16 protein-coding genes are annotated in these 17,756 nt (G+C 39.5%); 9 read left to right on the top strand and 7 right to left on the bottom strand.

The window, feature by feature from the left end; translation table 11 throughout:
- Window positions 1-20: 20 nt before the first annotated feature.
- The 4 genes from I6F48_RS05855 to I6F48_RS05840 are packed head-to-tail and all read right to left on the bottom strand — an operon-like array spanning window position 21 to window position 3,589.
- Complete coding sequence (locus I6F48_RS05855) at window positions 21-791, bottom strand: SDR family oxidoreductase (protein WP_165740509.1); 771 nt, start codon at window positions 789-791, stop codon at window positions 21-23.
- Window positions 788-1,477: a TenA family transcriptional regulator gene (locus tag I6F48_RS05850; protein ID WP_165740508.1), complete on the bottom strand. Its 690-nt coding sequence runs from the start codon at window positions 1,475-1,477 to the stop codon at window positions 788-790. Before I6F48_RS05850 ends, I6F48_RS05855 begins: the two co-directional genes overlap by 4 nt.
- A complete protein-coding gene (locus tag I6F48_RS05845; RefSeq protein ID WP_165728807.1) occupies window positions 1,470-2,939 on the bottom strand; it encodes an AMP-binding protein in 1,470 nt (489 codons plus the stop codon). The genes I6F48_RS05850 and I6F48_RS05845 overlap by 8 nt, the downstream gene beginning before the upstream one ends.
- Entirely contained in the window at window positions 2,936-3,589 is a 654-nt protein-coding gene (locus tag I6F48_RS05840) for a thermostable hemolysin (protein WP_033026818.1), read from the bottom strand. The genes I6F48_RS05845 and I6F48_RS05840 overlap by 4 nt, the downstream gene beginning before the upstream one ends.
- Window positions 3,590-4,224: 635 nt before the next feature.
- Here I6F48_RS05840 and I6F48_RS05835 point away from each other — a divergent pair.
- The 5 genes from I6F48_RS05835 (at window position 4,225) to I6F48_RS05815 (ending at window position 8,460) form a co-directional block, all read left to right on the top strand.
- Window positions 4,225-4,848: a fused MFS/spermidine synthase gene (locus I6F48_RS05835; RefSeq protein WP_007583564.1), complete on the top strand. Its 624-nt coding sequence runs from the start codon at window positions 4,225-4,227 to the stop codon at window positions 4,846-4,848.
- Entirely contained in the window at window positions 4,841-5,725 is an 885-nt protein-coding gene (locus tag I6F48_RS05830; protein WP_024592422.1) for a spermidine synthase, read from the top strand. The genes I6F48_RS05835 and I6F48_RS05830 overlap by 8 nt, the downstream gene beginning before the upstream one ends.
- A gap of 134 nt (window positions 5,726-5,859) precedes the next feature.
- Complete coding sequence (locus I6F48_RS05825) at window positions 5,860-6,327, top strand: MarR family transcriptional regulator (RefSeq protein ID WP_007583567.1); 468 nt, start codon at window positions 5,860-5,862, stop codon at window positions 6,325-6,327.
- 8 nt (window positions 6,328-6,335) lie between these two features.
- Window positions 6,336-7,400, top strand: coding sequence for an HlyD family secretion protein (locus I6F48_RS05820; RefSeq protein ID WP_121953524.1), 1,065 nt, complete (start codon window positions 6,336-6,338; stop codon window positions 7,398-7,400).
- A gap of 10 nt (window positions 7,401-7,410) precedes the next feature.
- The gene (locus tag I6F48_RS05815) at window positions 7,411-8,460 is read left to right on the top strand and encodes a DUF2955 domain-containing protein (RefSeq protein ID WP_165740505.1); all 1,050 of its coding nucleotides are present in this window, start codon (window positions 7,411-7,413) and stop codon (window positions 8,458-8,460) included.
- Window positions 8,461-8,597: 137 nt separating this feature from the next.
- Here I6F48_RS05815 and I6F48_RS05810 read toward each other — a convergent pair whose 3' ends face one another.
- Entirely contained in the window at window positions 8,598-9,755 is a 1,158-nt protein-coding gene (locus I6F48_RS05810) for a benzoate/H(+) symporter BenE family transporter (RefSeq protein ID WP_197119030.1), read from the bottom strand.
- A 379-nt stretch (window positions 9,756-10,134) separates the two neighbouring features.
- Between I6F48_RS05810 and I6F48_RS05805 the strand changes: the two genes are divergently transcribed.
- Together I6F48_RS05805 and I6F48_RS05800 are read left to right on the top strand one after the other, a co-directional pair.
- The gene (locus I6F48_RS05805) at window positions 10,135-10,839 is read left to right on the top strand and encodes a hypothetical protein (RefSeq protein ID WP_165740796.1); all 705 of its coding nucleotides are present in this window, start codon (window positions 10,135-10,137) and stop codon (window positions 10,837-10,839) included.
- A gap of 126 nt (window positions 10,840-10,965) precedes the next feature.
- Window positions 10,966-11,709: a zinc-dependent metalloprotease family protein gene (locus tag I6F48_RS05800; RefSeq protein WP_007583576.1), complete on the top strand. Its 744-nt coding sequence runs from the start codon at window positions 10,966-10,968 to the stop codon at window positions 11,707-11,709.
- 91 nt (window positions 11,710-11,800) lie between these two features.
- Here the strand turns inward: I6F48_RS05800 and I6F48_RS05795 are convergent, their stop codons facing one another.
- Complete coding sequence (locus I6F48_RS05795; protein WP_165728810.1) at window positions 11,801-13,021, bottom strand: alkaline phosphatase family protein; 1,221 nt, start codon at window positions 13,019-13,021, stop codon at window positions 11,801-11,803.
- Window positions 13,022-13,184: 163 nt separating this feature from the next.
- Here I6F48_RS05795 and dgt point away from each other — a divergent pair, with 163 nt between their 5' ends.
- The gene (gene dgt, locus I6F48_RS05790; protein WP_007583580.1) at window positions 13,185-14,651 is read left to right on the top strand and encodes a dGTPase; all 1,467 of its coding nucleotides are present in this window, start codon (window positions 13,185-13,187) and stop codon (window positions 14,649-14,651) included.
- A 72-nt stretch (window positions 14,652-14,723) separates the two neighbouring features.
- Window positions 14,724-16,391, top strand: a complete 1,668-nt coding sequence (locus I6F48_RS05785) for a cell surface protein (RefSeq protein WP_165740797.1) — start codon at window positions 14,724-14,726, stop codon at window positions 16,389-16,391.
- A gap of 318 nt (window positions 16,392-16,709) precedes the next feature.
- Here the strand turns inward: I6F48_RS05785 and I6F48_RS05780 are convergent, their stop codons facing one another.
- Window positions 16,710-17,588, bottom strand: a complete 879-nt coding sequence (locus I6F48_RS05780) for a bile acid:sodium symporter family protein (protein WP_101216036.1) — start codon at window positions 17,586-17,588, stop codon at window positions 16,710-16,712.
- Window positions 17,589-17,756: the final 168 nt, after the last annotated feature.

The following is a 17,756-nucleotide window of genomic DNA, read 5'->3' as shown; positions in this document are numbered from 1 at the left end:
TTTGCCCTTGTATGTGTTTGTTAACTTAAAAAGCGTTTGATTTTAGGAAGTTGTTTTGCAATAGCGTTATCAACAACGCTTGGGAATGCGCCATTTATGCGTGCAAATAATTTTTCAGGAAAACCAATAAAGCGCCTTGTTTGGTTCGAACTTATAAGTGCTAATAACTCTTGAGCAACTAATTCTGGCGAGTCCATTTTATTACCGAGCTCTTTATTCATTGCCCGCGCTTTACTGCTATTAATAGAGGTATCTGTTGCTCTTGGTGCTAAATAGGTCACTTTAACGCCTGAACCATTCAACTCACGCGATAACGCTTCTGTAAAACCACGTAAACCAAATTTACTGGCGCAATAAAGTGTTTGAAACGGGTAACCAATACTGCCAAACGATGATCCCACGTTAACAATGGTGCCTTTGGTATATTGTAACTGCCCTAAAAATAGTTGGCATAATTTAATAGGTACCGACAAATTAGTAGTCAGCATATTATCTATTTGCTCATTACTTGTGTGCTCAAGGCTTTGCATCGTATTTACGCCAGCGTTATTAATAAGTAATTTAACGCCACCGAGTTGCTTGGCTTTTATGGCTAAGTTAATGCGTGTTGTATCGTCGGTTAAATCGCCAGTAAATGTTTCACTGTCTGGGCATTCACGGCTCAGTTTTTCAAGAGCTTGCGTATTACGCCCTACAAGCAGTAACGTCCACCCTTTTGCATATAGGGCTTTAGCAATTGCTTGCCCTATTCCGCCTGTTGCACCAGTTAGCACACATAAAGAGCTGCTCATGCCGATTTGCCTTGTGCACTTGCTTTAAAAAACGGTTCATCATCGAGTCCACGAAATATATCGCCGTATAAACGATAAAAGCGCTTTGCACCATGAAGTATGGCTTCTTGATCCGCCTCATCTGTTATTTGGTTCATCAGGTTTTCAAAAAACTTTACATGCTCTATATCAAGTGCGCCGTGAGAGGTTAAATAACTAAATGCTTTTTTAGGTAAGCCCACAGCATTAGCAATGTTTGAAGCCGCGCCATCAGCAAGCGCTATCGAAGTACCTTCAAGTACATGCACCATGCCAAAAAAGCTCAATGGATTTTTACGTGCAATGGAGTCGTACGCATACGACACCATCATCTCGGTAGCAAATTGTGGCTGACTGCACCGCACTGCTTCTTTATTAAAACCACAGGCTGCAATATCGTTAAGTATCCACTCTTGATGGCCTATTTCTTCTTCAATGTATTCTGCGACCGCTTCGCGCAGCCATTCTTGATCGTCAGTTAATCGTGCACCAACTGACATCATTAATGGCACGGTGTGCTTAACATGGTGATACGCTTGTGCTAAAAACGAGGCGTATTCTTCAAGTGATGCTTCGCCTTTAAAAACACGCTGAATAATAGGTGCTGCAAGCAGATAGTTTTGCTCTTGTTTAGTTTGCTCTTTAAGGGTGTTAAAAAAATCACTCATTAATTACTTCTCCAAGTCGGTAAAATTGCTCAAACACAGCATGATACTGCTTACTTATGGCATCTCGTTTTGGGCGATTATTTGTGGTTAATAATCCTTGTTGCACACTTAATGGGGCAGTTAAACGATGCCATTTTTGAATTCGTGCATAGTCGGGTAGTTGTTTATTAATTGCGTTAATGTATTGCGCTAACGCTGGGTTACTTAGCTTTGAATCGGCATAAATAATGGCGGTTAAAAAAGGTCGACCTTCACCAAACACAACCGCTTGTAAAATACCGCTTTGACTTAGTAATAGTGATTCAGGCCACTCGGCACTGATATTGCGCCCCATGCTGGTAATAATTAGGTTTTTTAAGCGGCCTTTAATAAATAAGGTATTTTGATGCTGATCGACCAGATCGCCGGTTGCATACCACTGGTTTTTGTCGTGAGGTTGATGATTTAAGTAACCTAAAAACAAATCGCCTTTTATAAAAAGCTGGCCATTTTCAATTTTGGTTTGAATATGAGGTAACACAGAGCCTGCACTGTGAAGGTTATCGTTTGTGGGCGTATTTAAACTAACTACAGATGCCGCCTCAGAAAGTCCATAACCTTGGTACACCGGTAAGTTTAAGCTACGCGCTTTAACTATTAGCATTTCGCTGACAAGCGCACCACCTACTGCAATAAACTGTAACGAACTAGGCGGTTGCCACCCTTGCTCTGCAAAAGCGACTAAGCATGCTAATAGTTCAGGCACTAAAATAAGCGTATTTGGCTTAACTTTATCAATAGCAGCTATAAGCTGTGCGGGCTGTTTTAATGTAGTTCCAACAAAGCCTAATTCATTTAATGGCATTAAATGTACTGTACCGCCACTTTTTAAAGGGGCATACACACCGGCTATATTTTCAAGCAATACAGCAAGCGGCAATAAACATAAATGAACAGGGTTTTTAATATTAATTTTATCGCACAGCGATTGCGCTACCTGCATTTGGCTCTTTGTAGATAAACACACGCCTTTTGGTTGCCCAGTCGATCCTGATGTAAACGTTACTTTTTGAGTTTCTGGAAAATAACTGACGGGTTTAGCTGCAACAATTTCGTAAATATATAATGTGTAACACTCAAATAAATTGATTGATGCGGTCGGCTCCCCAAATAAAGGGTTTAGCGTGTCGCTCATAAATACATTAGCGCCGCATTGCGCTAGTACATATTGAGTTTGTTGTTCACTAAAAAAGTGAGCAATTGGCACAGCCACTTTATTAGAAACCGCAGTAGCGGCATCAATAACAAGCCAAGCTGGCGTATTATCGAGCTTATAAGCGACACATTTGCCGTTAAAGCTTTGTAGTATTTTTACTACTTTTTGTATTTGCTGGTTAAACTCATCACCGTTAATTTCACGTGTTAGATCTTTATTATGGGCAATAATTAATGGCGATACTGAATGAGTATTATAGTAGTTCATACATTCACCAATGCGTTTACCAAAGAATTGATATTTGAGTGGTTTTGCTGCATCAAACTATAAAGCATTGGGGTATTTAATACTTGTTGGTGAGCTTGCTCTAGGCTCACAATGCATACTGTTGGTTGGTTGGCGTAATAGCTGCCCCACTTTAATGGGTTCTCAACTACAAAACTGCTCGCAAGTGCAATTTCGGTACACGTAACACCAAGTAAGCGCAATAAAGCACGCACTTTGTTGGTTGCACAAAACACTAAATGTTTTGCCCCCACACTTTGCAGAGCTTCGTTAACAATAATAAAATGTGCAAGTGTTGCTCTTCGATTTGTAGAGCAGAGATTACCAAGTTCAAAAATTTTATTGCGAGAAATACTTTCATCTAAAAAATCTTCAACGGGTGATGCTAAATATTGCTCAATAAACAATGGCGAAGTTGCTTGCCTTAGCCCTAACGTGCACTTTCCTTGCTCGGTAACGTATTGGCAAAGTAGTGGCATAAAAGAAGTAAGCTTAGCGTTATACGCAACTAAAAAACCTTCTTTCACTGTATTTTCGAGATTTTTTCGATGTACATCATCAATACGAGCACTAATAAACTGACTGTTATTTTGTGTTAAATCTAATGATGTAGAAGTGTGGGCTAATTGCATAAGCTCGCTCATTTAAACCTGTTTATATTTCAGGGTTTAAACTTAACGAGTGAAACTTAAAGAAAACTTAAGAAATTTAATTTAAATGAAAAAGCGTCTTAAGTATTAAATCGCGAGGGCCTAGGCAAGCTAAATAGATCAGAATTCAACTAACTAACAAATTGCTATAACAAAACTTCTTTTTTAAATTAAACTTAGGTTAATTATTACCCTAGGGCCTATTTATCTTTCGAGGTTAAATTTGCAGCAGCATGTTTGGTTTTTAGGCAAGGCAGAGCCTATGTAGTGTGGTTATTCCCCATTAATGGGCGATAACGCAGCATAAATACCAAACATGCGCTGCCCTCTGGGTTCTTTCTAGGGACGATTAACTCTTTGTTGCCTGCATGGATGTAGGTAAGGGGCGTGAGCAGGACGCGGAAGCTTTGCTCGGTTTTTACTTATTCTTACATGGATGTAAGCCAGTAGGGTAACGCAGGAGCAGTTACCGAGCCCACTAGGTTACAAACCTCGCGCCGCGATTAAATCGCCCCTAGATAGAACAATTTTTAATCCTGAAAGGTCAACAGGCCCTAGCAGCTTTGTATGCATCACGTTAGTATAGTGTTCTACTTAAGTTACATAACGATAATTACATGAGCATAAAAACAAACGCGTTAATTTACTTTTTAGCTTTTTGCAGCGGCTTTTGCATAATGGGCATTGAGCTTTTAGGTGGGAGGATTCTTGCCCCCTTTTTTGGCAGTAGCGTGCATATTTGGGGCAGTATAATTACTGTGTTTATGCTTAGTTTATCTTTTGGGTATTTACTTGGTGGTAAACTCAGCACTAAAAATGCATCCCTTACCAAATATGGTTTAATATTTTTAATTGCCAGCATTATGGTTGTTCCTATTACATTATTTTCGCAGCCTATAATGGAATTTATATTTACCCATATTGAAGATAGCCGCTACGGCTCACTCTTAGCGTCAACTGCTTTATTTTTTATACCTACCGTTATTTTAGGCATGATCTCGCCCTACTCTGTGCGCTTACTGGTAACAGATAGCGATAAAAGCGGCCAAGTTGCTGGGCGTTTATACTTTGTAAGTACGCTTGGCAGTGCCCTGGGTACTATTATTACCTCGTTTTACTTTGTGCTCGCGTTTGACGTAAATACAATTATTAGCGCCTTTGCTTTAACACTTGGGGCACTGGGTTTAGTCGCGATTGTTATTAATACCTTGGTTAATAATAAGGGGCTTGCTCATGCTTAAATATTTGCTACTGCCATTAATTGTGTTTTCAGGTTCTGCGTTTAGTAAGGTTATTCATGAAGAACGCTCGCTTTATCGCAATATTATTGTTGAAGAAACGAGCGACTTACGTTGCCTTAAATTTAATACTAAAAGTAGCCAAACAAGCCAAAGTTGCATGTATAAAAGCAATCCCGACAAACTTGTTTTTAATTACACAAAATTGACGTTTGCGAGCCTTTTAGTAACCGACAACCCTAAAAGTGTACTTATTATAGGATTAGGTGGCGGTACGCTTTCTAATGTTATTCATGAGCTATACCCCACTGCAAATATTCATAATGTTGAAATAGATCCTGCAGTAACTAAAGTTGCACGCGATTACTTTAACTTTATAGAAAACGACTTAGTGACATCAAGCGTGCAAGATGGCCGTATTTTTATAAAGCGCGCCGCTATTAAAAAGCAAAAGTACGATTGGATTATTTTGGATGCGTTTAACGGTGACTATATTCCGGAGCATTTGCTCACTAAAGAGTTTTTTGAAGAAGTACAAAGCGTATTAGCCGATGGTGGCGTTATTGCCGCAAATACGTTTTCAAGTAGTAAACTTTATGAGCATGAGTCGGCAACTTACCACGCTGTATTTGGCGACTTTATAAATGTAAGCCGCGAAAATCGCAGCAACCGTATTATTTTAGCGGGACTTAAATCAATACCGAGCGAAGCGCAAATTAACACGCGTGTTAATGCTCTCGCCCCTAAATTAGTAAAATACGGTGTAGATATAAAAGCGATTAGCCAACTTATGCACTTTACTAAAGACGGCCAAGATTGGCCTGCAGATACAAAAGTACTTACCGATCAATACTCCCCAGCTAATTTACTTAACTTTTAAAACTCCCTAAACCTCACCATTTTTTTACAGGTGAGGTTTAGCAAATATTTTGCCACTTCTCGCACTTACGCATATTTACTTAGCTTGCTAAGTAATGATAAAATAGTTAGCTTGCTAACTATGTTGGGATGGCTATGCCTACACAAAAACCTTTTCACGAGACGCTCGATTTAACCGTTATCGGTAATATGGGCCGAGTTCATCGCTTATGCCGCGAAGCAGTAACCATTGCTGTTGAGCCTTTGGGGCTTACTCAGTCGCGCTGGACTGCACTAATGCATATAAATATGCGTGGTGAGGGACTAACACAACTTGAACTTGCTAATAGCTTAGGGATAGAAATGCCTTCACTGACTCGCACGCTTAAGCAATTAGAGGAGCAATCGTTAATCGTTCGCCGTGTAGACAAACATGATAAGCGCAGTAAAAGACTCTATTTTACTGAGCAAAGTGATGCCATTTTACATTCATTGCAAGAGACCATTTCCGATATAAAAAATCAGTTATACAGCGGTTTATCTGTTGAGCAGCTAGATGCCATTGCATTTGGTTTGATCAAAATAGAGCAAAACGCCCTTAAATGTATTCAAGTTAATAAGTAAGGCTAAAAATGACACCGGATCAAAAGTTTGCACGCTATGTAAGGTTTTCTCTCATAGGGTTTATCTTAGTATTTATTTACTATTTAGTGGCCGATATGGTTTTACCTGTGACACCACAGGCACGTGTATACCACCCTGTTGTGCAAATATCACCGCAAATTAGTGGCCGAGTCACTAGTGTGCAAGTTAATAATAACCAACCAGTTAAAGCGGGCGATATATTATTTAGTATCGATGAAGGCCCATATAATTTAGCCAAAGAGCAAGCTCAACTCGCGCTTGATGATGCCAAATTACAAAATAAGCGTCTTGATACCAATGTTAAAGCCCTTGAAGCACAAATTAGTGCTGCAAATGCTAAGCAGCATGAGCAAAAGCTATTAAAAAGCAGAGGCGAAAAACTCTATACTCAAAAGTCTATATCGGAGCAAGAGCTTGAAAGCATTCGTGCTAACTTTGAAGCCAGTAAAGCAAATGTTGCGGCTCTAGAAGCGCAGTTAGCTGAAGCAGTTTTAGCTAGAGGTGACTCAGGTAATAAAAACTTAGCTATGCGTCATGCTGCTAACCAGTTAGCGCAGGCTGAGTTAAATTTATCCTACACGCAAGTACGTGCACTAAGTGACGGCGTAGTTGCTAACTTACAGTTATTAGACGGCGCGTATGCTGTTGCAGGTAGCCCATTATTAGCTATTGTCGCTAAAAAAGCCGATTTAGTTGCCGACTTTAGAGAAAAGTCACTCTCAAATATGAAGCAAGGCACTCAAGCGCGCGTAGTATTTGATAGCCGCCCAGGTGAAGTTTACGACGCAATACTAGAAACATTTGAAGCAGGTGTTAGCAACGGTCAACTTAGTGCAAATGGTTTACTAAGTACAACAGAAACCAGCAATCGTTGGGTACGCGATGCACAGCGTCAACGCATTCATTTAAAGCTCGTAAATCATCAAGACTTAATAGCAAACATGCCGAGCGGGTCACGTGCAACAGTACAATTATTACCAGAATCGACAATTGGGCAATGGTTTGGCTCTGCACAAATTAGGTTTATTAGCTGGTTACACTACATTTATTAATGGAGACTTTATGACTCAAATTGTTAGCCAAGGCCCACAATTAGACTCTAATGGCCTTCGCCAAGCACTACGCATTGCAGGTGGATGCACCCTTGGCTTTACTATTAGTAAATTAATGAACTGGCCAAATGGTATATTTTTTACCGTTTATCCTATGTTGATATTGGGCATGGTACCTACGTTAAGTCGTGGGCTTATAAATCAATTTATAGCATCTGCTGCATTTAGCGCGCTTATAGTGCTGATAATGCAGGGATTGTTTTCTCACTTACCAGTCGTTATGACATTATTAGTGTTTGGTGTTTTTTGCTTTTTATTTTACCAAATGAGTAGCGGTAGTGCCTTTTTATTTGGCGCTTTAGGCGTGATAAGCCTTTCTATTCAGCTGCATTTTTCGAGCTATGTTGATGAAGGAAGTAGTATTTATCCGTTAATTTTAACTAATGGTTTGGCTATATTTTTAACCGTTGTTATTGGAGCATTAATGCATGGCCTATTTCCTGATGTAACCGCAAGGCCCGGGCGAGTAATGCCAGCTAAAGCAAAAGAAAGTATTCGCCATGAGGTATTGTTATGCTCAACCGTGGCTACGCTCTCTTTTGTGGTTTTTCAGGTTCTTGATTTACAAGACTCAATATCTGCGCAGGCAGCTTCTGTGCTTATTTTGTTTTCATTATGCTGGAAAGCCGCAGGTATGGCTGGTTGGCAGCGAGCAATTGGAACGCTTATAGGGTGTAATGCAGCGTTACTATCGCAACTATTTTTGTATAGTCACTCTGATTTTTTACTTTTTCCGATGGCTATTTTATGGATACTTTCGTTTCTTTTTGCGCGTTTTCATATTTTAGGCGGAGGCATACCTGGTATTGGTTTTGGTGTGTTGACTACGTTTGGTATTTTATTTGGGAACTCACTCGGACCAGGCCAAGATCTTGTTTATAGCGCAATGTACCGGTTTAGCTCGGTATCGGTGGCTATAATATTAAGTTTGTGCATTGTGTATATTATGCACCATATACTTAATCGGTTTAGTGTAACTCGCCATCATACTTTTGATTAGGTAAATCTTGTTTTATAAAACTAAAGGCTGCAATTGCAGCCTTTTTTATAAGCTTAGTTAAGCTATTTTAATGATATAAATAAACTATAATTTTGTTTTAAATACTCACCAGCAGCTCTTTGTACACAATAAAGCTTTTAGTCTTTTTGGGTGATAAGGAGCGTAAGCACACCTGCTATAATCCCCCAAAAGGCAGACCCCACTGAAAGCAATGTTAAGTTAGATGCTGTTACTAAAAAAGTAACAATTGCGGCCTCCGTATATTTAGTACTGCTAAGGGCTTGCTGCAAACTATTAGCAATGGTGCCAAATAGCGCAATGCCCGCCAAAGCTAAAATAAGTGCCTGCGGTAAACTTGCTACCAACCCAACTAATGTAGCTGCGCACAGCGCCATTAAAATATAAAATGCGCCCGCAGCTATACTCGCCCAATAACGTTTATCATGATTTTTATCCGCTTCATCACTCATACAAATAGCAGCAGTAATAGCAGCTAAATTAATAGAGTAAACTCCAAATGGGGCTGTGAATATATTCACAAAACCAGTCACGTTTAAAGTAGCCGATATTGGCGCTTTATATTTATGCGCTTTTAAAACAGCAATACCCGGTAAATTTTGCGAGGTCATGGTAACTATATAAAGTGGTAAACCTATGCTAATGCATGCTTGCAAGTGAAAAACGGGGTCAATATAAGCAAATTCGCTCATTTTCCAGTGCAGTGCGCTGGTATCAATATGGCCCATTTGCCAAGCGAGTAGTACACCTATAATAAGCACACTTAACATAGCAAAGCGGGCAAAAAAGCGTTTACCAATAAAGTACATAACAACCATTAAGCCAATCACTAAAGGCATGTCGTTCATAAAATTAAACACATCAATACCAAAGGTAACAAGTACGCCGGCCAACATGGCGCACGCAAGCTCACTTGGAATACGGTTCATTATTTTTTCAAACCAGCCCGTCACCCCCGACAAAAAAACGAGCAATGCACTGAGCATAAACGCGCCAATAGCCTCGTTTAAGTTATACCCTTGTGCACTTGAAATCAGTAATGCAGCCCCCGTGATAGACCACGCAATTAAAACAGGCACTTTGTAATAGTACGACAAACCTATTGACGTTGTGCCCATCACTAAACCAAGCATTAAAATCCAACTAGCTACTAAATCAGGCGTGCCTCCAAGGGTTATCACCACCTGATAAATCAATGCAATGGAACTCGAAAAACCAATAATTACAGCCACAAGCCCTGCTGTAATTCGGTTAAGCAACTGATCAGACACCTTCATAAATCCCTCGTAATGCCATTTATGCAGCACACAACATACGTGCCCGATAAATGCATTGCAATTAGCGATTAGTTTACAAAGAGTGAAAAAAATTCACTTTTTATTTTTCATTGTAATTAACGTCAAAAAGTCACTTTTAACCATTGTATTTAACTAAACAAACAAGTACCCACAAACGCGCCAAAGGCCGCATAAACCCTACAAAAAATCAATACTAAAAAGAGTGAAAAACATACCAAAAATAAATATCCTTATATTTTATAAGGAATTATGAAATTTAGAATTAATTCTTTTCGGTTACATTTATTATCTTGATCTAATCCATTTAATAATATAAAACATAACAAACAGTTAACTAAAAACACCAAAAGAGAAACAAATGAAGAGATCTGTCGTCTTACTAATTGCTATACCATTATCGGCATTTGCAGTTTATGGGCTATTTTTTAATGCAGATGAAACGGGCGAACCTATCGCGCCTGTTGCTATTGATTTTGTTCCTATTGATTTACAAAAAACGCGCAATACACATCCCCCTGCACCTATTGATATGAGTAAAGATCCAATTACCGTTAAACCTATTATTACCCCTGACAACAGCTTACCGTTTGAAGAATTTGATGCCGTAAATCGCCTATCCGACAAAGCAAAGCAAGTGCTTATAAACGCAAAAGTTTTACCTACCGACTTACATAACGAGGCCTATATTGAGTTTGATTTAAATTCTTTACAGGCGTTAGAGACTGGCGAAAATTTTGATTTAGCTATTCCGCAAACAGCCGAAACATTCACCGCAGAAGTGACTAATGTGGTTGAGTCTGAAAATGGCGATAAGAGCATATTTGGCAAAATAGTGGGTGTTGATGGCCGCATGCATAATACCGTTTTAACGGTAGGTAAAGATGCCGTATATGGTCAATTTACTGCGCCTTCTGGCAATTATGTATTCGAAAGTAAAGGTAAGTACGGATGGATTGCAGCAAAACGCGATTTATATAAAAGCCACATAGAGCATGATGTAACCGCACCAAAACCCAAATCAGATAAAAGCATCGATATATTTGCACCAAAAATTGATGGCTAACCAATAATCAAAATATAAAAAACAACTAAAGCCGCACTATAGGGCAGCTTTAGTGTGTCTGCTTTTTATGAGATCAACCAAGTTAAAAACAAGTTCCAACCACAACAAGAGTAAGGAAATACAATAATGAAAAAAGTAATCACAACAACCGCACTGGCTGCGGCATTATGTGCAGCAAGTGTTGCACAAGCAGAAACAATCGATATCGGTATTTTATATACCGACCAATCAGCTGCTGCAACTAGCAATATTGACACTAAAATAAATCAACTAATTGCTTTTAGTAATCAGGTATATAGCCAAAATGGCGTTGATATAACACTACGCTTAGCTGGCAAACAAAACTTAGGTGACTATGCAGTAACGCCGTCTGAGGATTGGTTAGATTCGGTTACAAATAGCAGCTACGTAGATGGTTTACGCAGCGATTGGAAAGCCGACATGATTGCCGTATTAGGTACTGGTCAAAGTGCTGGCAATGGGCTTATTTCATGTGGTTTAGCATGGGTTGGCCAAGGCACTAATGGCAATCTATACAGCTCAATGAGCAGCCGTATGTACTCAATCACTGCAATTGATTGTGGTGCAACTACATTTGTACACGAACTTGGTCATAACCAAGGTTTAGCGCATTCACGCAAACAAGGTGATACGTCTGGCGGTGTATATGTAGATGGCATGGGTCACGGCGTACAAAACGAGTTTGCAAGTATAATGGCTTACCCGCACGTTTACGGTAGCGCTACTCAGTACGATTACTTCTCTAACCCTGGCTGGAGCGTAAACGGTATTGCATTTGGTATTACAAACCAAGCGCATGCAATTCGCACAGTTACTGCTACAAAAACAAGTATTGCTAACTTTAAATAAGCTGCCCAATAAAAAAGTGGGCTAAATAGCCCACTTTATAGTTTTAACATGTTCTTCCCTGCAGAGCGCTTACGCGCTCTTTTAGATTAAGCTAATGCACAACGATTTTTTGCTTAATTGCTGGCATTAATGTTTTACCATTGCCGTCTACTTTGTTTAACAATTTAAGTCCCATCACTTTTGCAAGTACTGGGTAAATATCAAGGTTATTTACTTCTTTAAGGCTTACACCTTGTTTAAATGCAGGGCCTACAGCAATAAATGATGCTGCCATATCCTCGGTATATGCATAACCGTGAGTCCCTAAATAGGTTGGTTTTTTACCATTGGTAAATACCGCTGGCGCTGTAGTTTGCACCACAATATCGCCTACGCGAGTGCCTTTATTGTAATGATACGCTGCTAATTGCTCGTCAGTTAATACTGTATAACGACCGTTTGACGCATCTCGTAAACGTGCTTTGTAACCTTCAATATCAGCGTTTTTAGCATCCGGTTGGGTATAAATAAGTAAACGTGGGCCAGTATTTTTAACTAAAAAGTTTTCATCTTGAGGCAGTGTGGTTACATCAATGCTTTTATCTGGATCTATACTCGCCATACCATGATCCGAGACAATAACTAAGTTTACCTCTTGCTCTAATTTACTTAAGCGAGTTTGTAATTGCCCCATTAATTCATCAAGCTGTTTAACTGCATCACGCGTTTGTGGTGCGTCTGGCCCAAATTCATGGCCCATGCTATCAACTAGCGAAAAGTAACTCGCAATAAAACGTGGGCGCTGTGCTTTTGGTAAGCTTAACCACTGAATAATTTGATCAACACGGCTTTGGTAATCGCTGTATTTAGAATAGTGATAAAAGTAATCTGGTGTCATGCCGTTAAATAATGCATCTGACTCAGGCCAAAAATAAGTAGCCGATTTAAGTCCCTGCATTTTGGCTAAATTCCAAAGCGGAATACCCTTTACCCATGTGCTATCGCCCAATGCTTTGCCCATGCTGTAACAGTCGTTTTTACGCGCTTTATCACAAAAGCTATTATCAACAATGCCATGGTTTACTGGCAGTAAGCCCGTAATAATAGAAATATGGTTAGGAAACGTTTTAGTTGGATAAACAGGTATTAGCTTTTGTGCGCGAACACCGCGCTCGGCCATTGCTTTTAAATTTGGCGCGCCGTGTTTTTCAATATAATCCCAACGCAGGCCATCAATTGATACAAGCACCACAGTTTGCTCTTTTGCAGCAAATGCGCTGTTCATTCCTAACATTAGGCAAATTGATACTGCCTTTAAAATCCACTGTTTCATTATAAACACCTATAAATGCACAACAATTACTCAAAAAATTATTTTAAAGCAAGTTGTTACTTTATGATACAAACTGATAGATTAAACCCTGTATATTAAAGACAAATGACTATGTGCTAAAAACTATGCCAGTCATCAATTGTAAAAAAGGACAAGTATAAAGATGACCATAGATTTTAGTAAAAAAATAACGCCAGCACGAATGTACCGCACAACCTCTAACTTACAGATGGCGCTAGAAAGCGACCGTGGCCGTATTATTAACAGTGCCGCTATTCGCAGGCTGCAGCAAAAAACACAAGTGTTTCCGCTTGAGCGTAACGCAGCTGTTCGTTCGCGCTTAACTCACTCGCTTGAGGTACAACAGGTTGGTCGTTTTATAGTGCAACGTATTTTTGCTAATTTAAGCTACCAACAGCAAAAAGATTACGGCTTAACCGACCTAGAACGCCCGCTAGAAAGCTTAGTAGAAATGGCCTGCCTAATGCACGACATAGGCAACCCACCGTTTGGGCATTTTGGCGAAGCGGCTATTAACCACTGGTTTAATAACAACCTAGCAAGCGTAACACCCGAGCGCTGTAAAGAACCAAACACCGGTATAGGTGTTGTTTTTAAACACCTTGCGCTTGATATTTGTAACTTTGAGGGCAACGCTCAAGGCATACGTATAATTCATTCTTTGCAAACGCTTAATTTAACCTACAGCCAAAGTGCTGGTATTTTAAAATACACTCGCCCTGCTGGGCTTGATGTAAAAGACATACCCCAAAATAAAAACTACTTAATGAAAAAAGTGGGTTACTACTACAGCGAAAAAAACTTTGTTGAAGCGCTACAAAAAGAGCTCACTATTGAGCCTTACTGCCGCCATCCTGCAAGTTACATAATGGAAGCCGCCGACGACATTTCGTATTGCCTAGCCGACATAGAAGACGCCGTAGAAAAAGACATAATAAGCACTGAGTTGCTGTGCGAAAAACTTAAAAGTAGTTACAAAAAAGTATTAATAAACCTGTTAATCGACGACGCTCAACATCAAAATTTTGTAGACAAAGCAGTAGACTACGCACTAGAGCGTGCACAAGCACAACCCTATAATTTTAATAGTGAATTTTTTATATACTTGCGGGTTGCATTGCTACATCCGCTAGTAAATCACGCCGCAAAACGCTTTATCGAAAATATAGAACCTATTTATCATGGCGATTTTAACCAAGCGCTTTTAGAAGATAGAAGCCATCTACATGCAGTAACTAAAACACTAAAGCAGGTAGCGCTTGAGCATGTATTTTCAAACAAAGAAGTCGAAAAATTAGAGCTACAAGGGTATCGCATAATTAATGGTTTGCTCGATTGCTATAAACCATTACTGCTACTAAACAAGGATGACTTTAAGCGTGCACTAAATGGCGATTCACGTTTATTAATAGAGTCGCGACTTGTTAAAAAGCTCTCTAAAAAGCACTTAAATAGTTACCAACACGCAATAGATGCGATGCAAGAAGAGCCCGATCACTTTGCGGCATACGAGTTTTATTATCGTTGTAGATTAATCCAAGATTATATAAGCGGTATGACCGACCAATTTGCTTACGATGAATATCGCAGCCTTATGGTTATTGATTAGTTGTATTACTCTGGATAATTTTTAATTTTGCGCTTAAAATCAAACTATTAATATTTAAGCGCGCATAACTTCATGATATCAAAACTAATTAGATTTACCCTTTGCTTTGCCTTATTTTATAGTGCGCAAAGTGCTGCATACAACGAAGCTATGTGCATTTTAATTAAACAAGAAATACAGCAAAATAGTAATAATAAAGCGAGTCAAAAATATCGTAAAGCTGCGCGTGATTACAAAAATAACTGTAATAAGCCAAAAGAAATTCAAGCACAACCTAAGCCCCAAATAATAGAGCCTGAACCGACTATTATTACTCAGCCACAACCTAAAATTGTTGAACCTGCCCCTGTAATTAAACCCACTGAAGAAGCTGTTAAAGAAAGCATCAACGAGCAAACCCTTAATTTAACTAATGATCAAAAACAACAAATAAACGATCAGCTAAATACCAACAGTAACGAAATAGTAATTGATGCAGAGCCAACAAAAGCAGCACCCGAGCAAGTAGTTACAGAGCAAAAAAACGAAGCTGTGATAGAGCAAGTAAAACCGGCAACGCCAGAGCAAAACGTTCAACCTACGCCTGAAAAGCCTGTACCTGTAAAACCAGCAGCAGTGTTAACTAAACCAGCGCCAGTAATTACGCCGCAACCTGTAGCGCAGAGCCCAAGCTCGTTACTTTTACCCACTTTAATACTTGTTATAGTGGTACTTATTGGCGCTATGATAGTCGTGCGCCTGCGCCGTGCAAAACAAAGCAAAGCGATGGCAGAACCGACTATAGCGGCTCCACCTAAAGTTAAATCAGAAAAAATTGCTACGTCAGCTAAACCTGAAATTAAAGCAACAAAGCCTGCACAAACAACAAAAGAGCCAAAGATTGAGCCTGTCGTCATTAACGAAGCAACTCAAAATAATAAAGCAGTTGAGAGCAGCGTAGCGACAAATGAAGAGTCAGTGGAACCTACTAACACAGCGCAAAATACTGATATTGAACATACAACAACGCAGATCTCAGATGAGCAAAACAACGTAGTTACTCCATCGCAAACAAGTGAAATTGAGTCTGCACAAATGGAGCCAGCAGATACTTTAGAGCAAACAAGTACCGCTACGTTTAACGAAGTAAAACAAAAACCTGAACCTAATACCGCCGAGTTTGAAGCCGCCGCCAAAACAACCTTAGAGCGCATTAAAAATGCCAGCAGCTTTAATGAGCCAGAGGTACGCGACTTTGACCCAGATGCAAAGCCTGAAAAAAAACAACGTAAGCACCATACAGCGCAAGTAACGGAATCTGCGCCAATAGAAGCTGAACATAACACTGTAGAGCCGGTTATTAGTACTCCCGAGCCAGTAACAGCGAGTGAGCCGGTTATAGATTTACACGCTCCAGAGCAAATATCTGACGCCCAATCGACTACGTATACAACCGAGCAAGACTTTAAAGAACCAGAGGTGCGTACATTTAACCCAGATGCACCATTACCTGGTGAAAAGCCGACGCCTAAAAAAGAAGACGCGATACCTGAGCAAGCACAAACAACACCGCTAGTTGATGAGCCAGTAATTGAGCCTAAAAAAGCGGACAGTAACAATCCATTTGCTAACTTATCGTTAGACTCAAGCTGGGATCCTGACTCGGCTGAAAAGCCCAAAATAGAAGAGAAAAAACGCGCGCCTAAATCGCAAGCATTAATAGATGCAGAAGAACGCGCTAAAAACATGCAAACCAAATAGTAAGTTTTAAAGTAGCGCCTCATATTTGAGGCGCAGTTTTAGTAACCAAATAATTAACTGCTTTTTTACCGTATTACTTACACTCTTATCCTATCCTAAAATGCGCCCTAGTAATTAGAAGCTTCACTCCTCGCGCAAACAAGCTCAGCGCCTAGTGCAATATTCAAGCTTAAGAGTCTTTTGTAAGCCTACAACTTGTTGACGCGATGGGTGCAGAGCATACATTTAACAGGTGGTATTTTTAGACTGGAGTTTACGGCTACGTTATCCGTAGCCTTAAATTAAAGTAACTTGGTCAACATGCCCTAATTAAAAGTCCTAGTTAACAGCCCTAGCGGTACGTTTATTTTTAAGCTTTAACCCGCCAATTAATAGCAGTGGCCCTATAAACATGGCAAGGCCATACACGCCACCGGTGACCGCGTATTCTGGTTTATTCAAAAAGCTAATAGCAATTAAAATAGCTAACGATGCATTTTGAATTCCAACCTCAATTGAAAGCGTCAGCGAATCAGTTAAATTTAATTTTGAACACTTAGCAATTAACCAACCAACAACCATTGAACCAATATTAAGTGCTATGCACGCCCAAAATACATCGTTAAATGAGCTAACTAATAAATCGCGCTCTTTTATTACTAGTGCTGCAATCATCATAAGCATAAAAAACAACGAGAAGCGTCTAAAAAACGGCTCTGCTTTAATGGCAAAATCACTTTTAAAGTGACGTAACCAAATGCCTATAGCAACTGGCACTAAGGTAATAAAAAATAGCCCTAATGAAGTAATTAAAATAGAGAAAGTAGCATCGTCTGCTGGGGCAAACTGGCTCATAGCAAAGCCAATAATAAACGGTGTGGTTATTATACTAATTGCGGTAGAGGCAGCGGTTAAACTTACCGAAAGCGCTAAATTAGCTTTAGCAAGCTGGCTTACTACATTTGACATAGTACCGCCTGGGCAGGCAGCTAATATCATTAAACCAATAGCTATAGGCGTTGGTAGGTTAAGTAAATAACACAGCCCTAATGCTAATAAAGGCATTGCTACAAGTTGGCCTATTAAACCCATAACAATGGCGAGCGGGCTTTTAAATAGACGAGTAAAATCGTTTGTTGTGAGCCCAAGACCCATACCAAACATAATAAGTGCAAGGGCGAGCGGAAGTATTACTTCAGTTAATATAGATGCATTCAAATTAGACAGCCTCGTTTGTTATTGTTTTTAATTGGAGTGTTAATTTTTAAGTTAACTGTATACCAATTCGCTTAATTAAGTGATCTATTTTGAGGATAGAAAAACGTGTTGATAGCTAGGCAAAAAATTCGCTATTTAGTTGTTCTAAATGAGAATTTTTTAACACAG

The organism is Pseudoalteromonas sp. SWYJ118, from assembly GCF_015864505.1.
Lineage (GTDB): Bacteria > Pseudomonadota > Gammaproteobacteria > Enterobacterales > Alteromonadaceae > Pseudoalteromonas > Pseudoalteromonas arctica.
The sequence above is the reverse complement of the archived record's forward strand: the minus strand, read 5'-3'. Positions and strand labels throughout refer to the sequence as shown.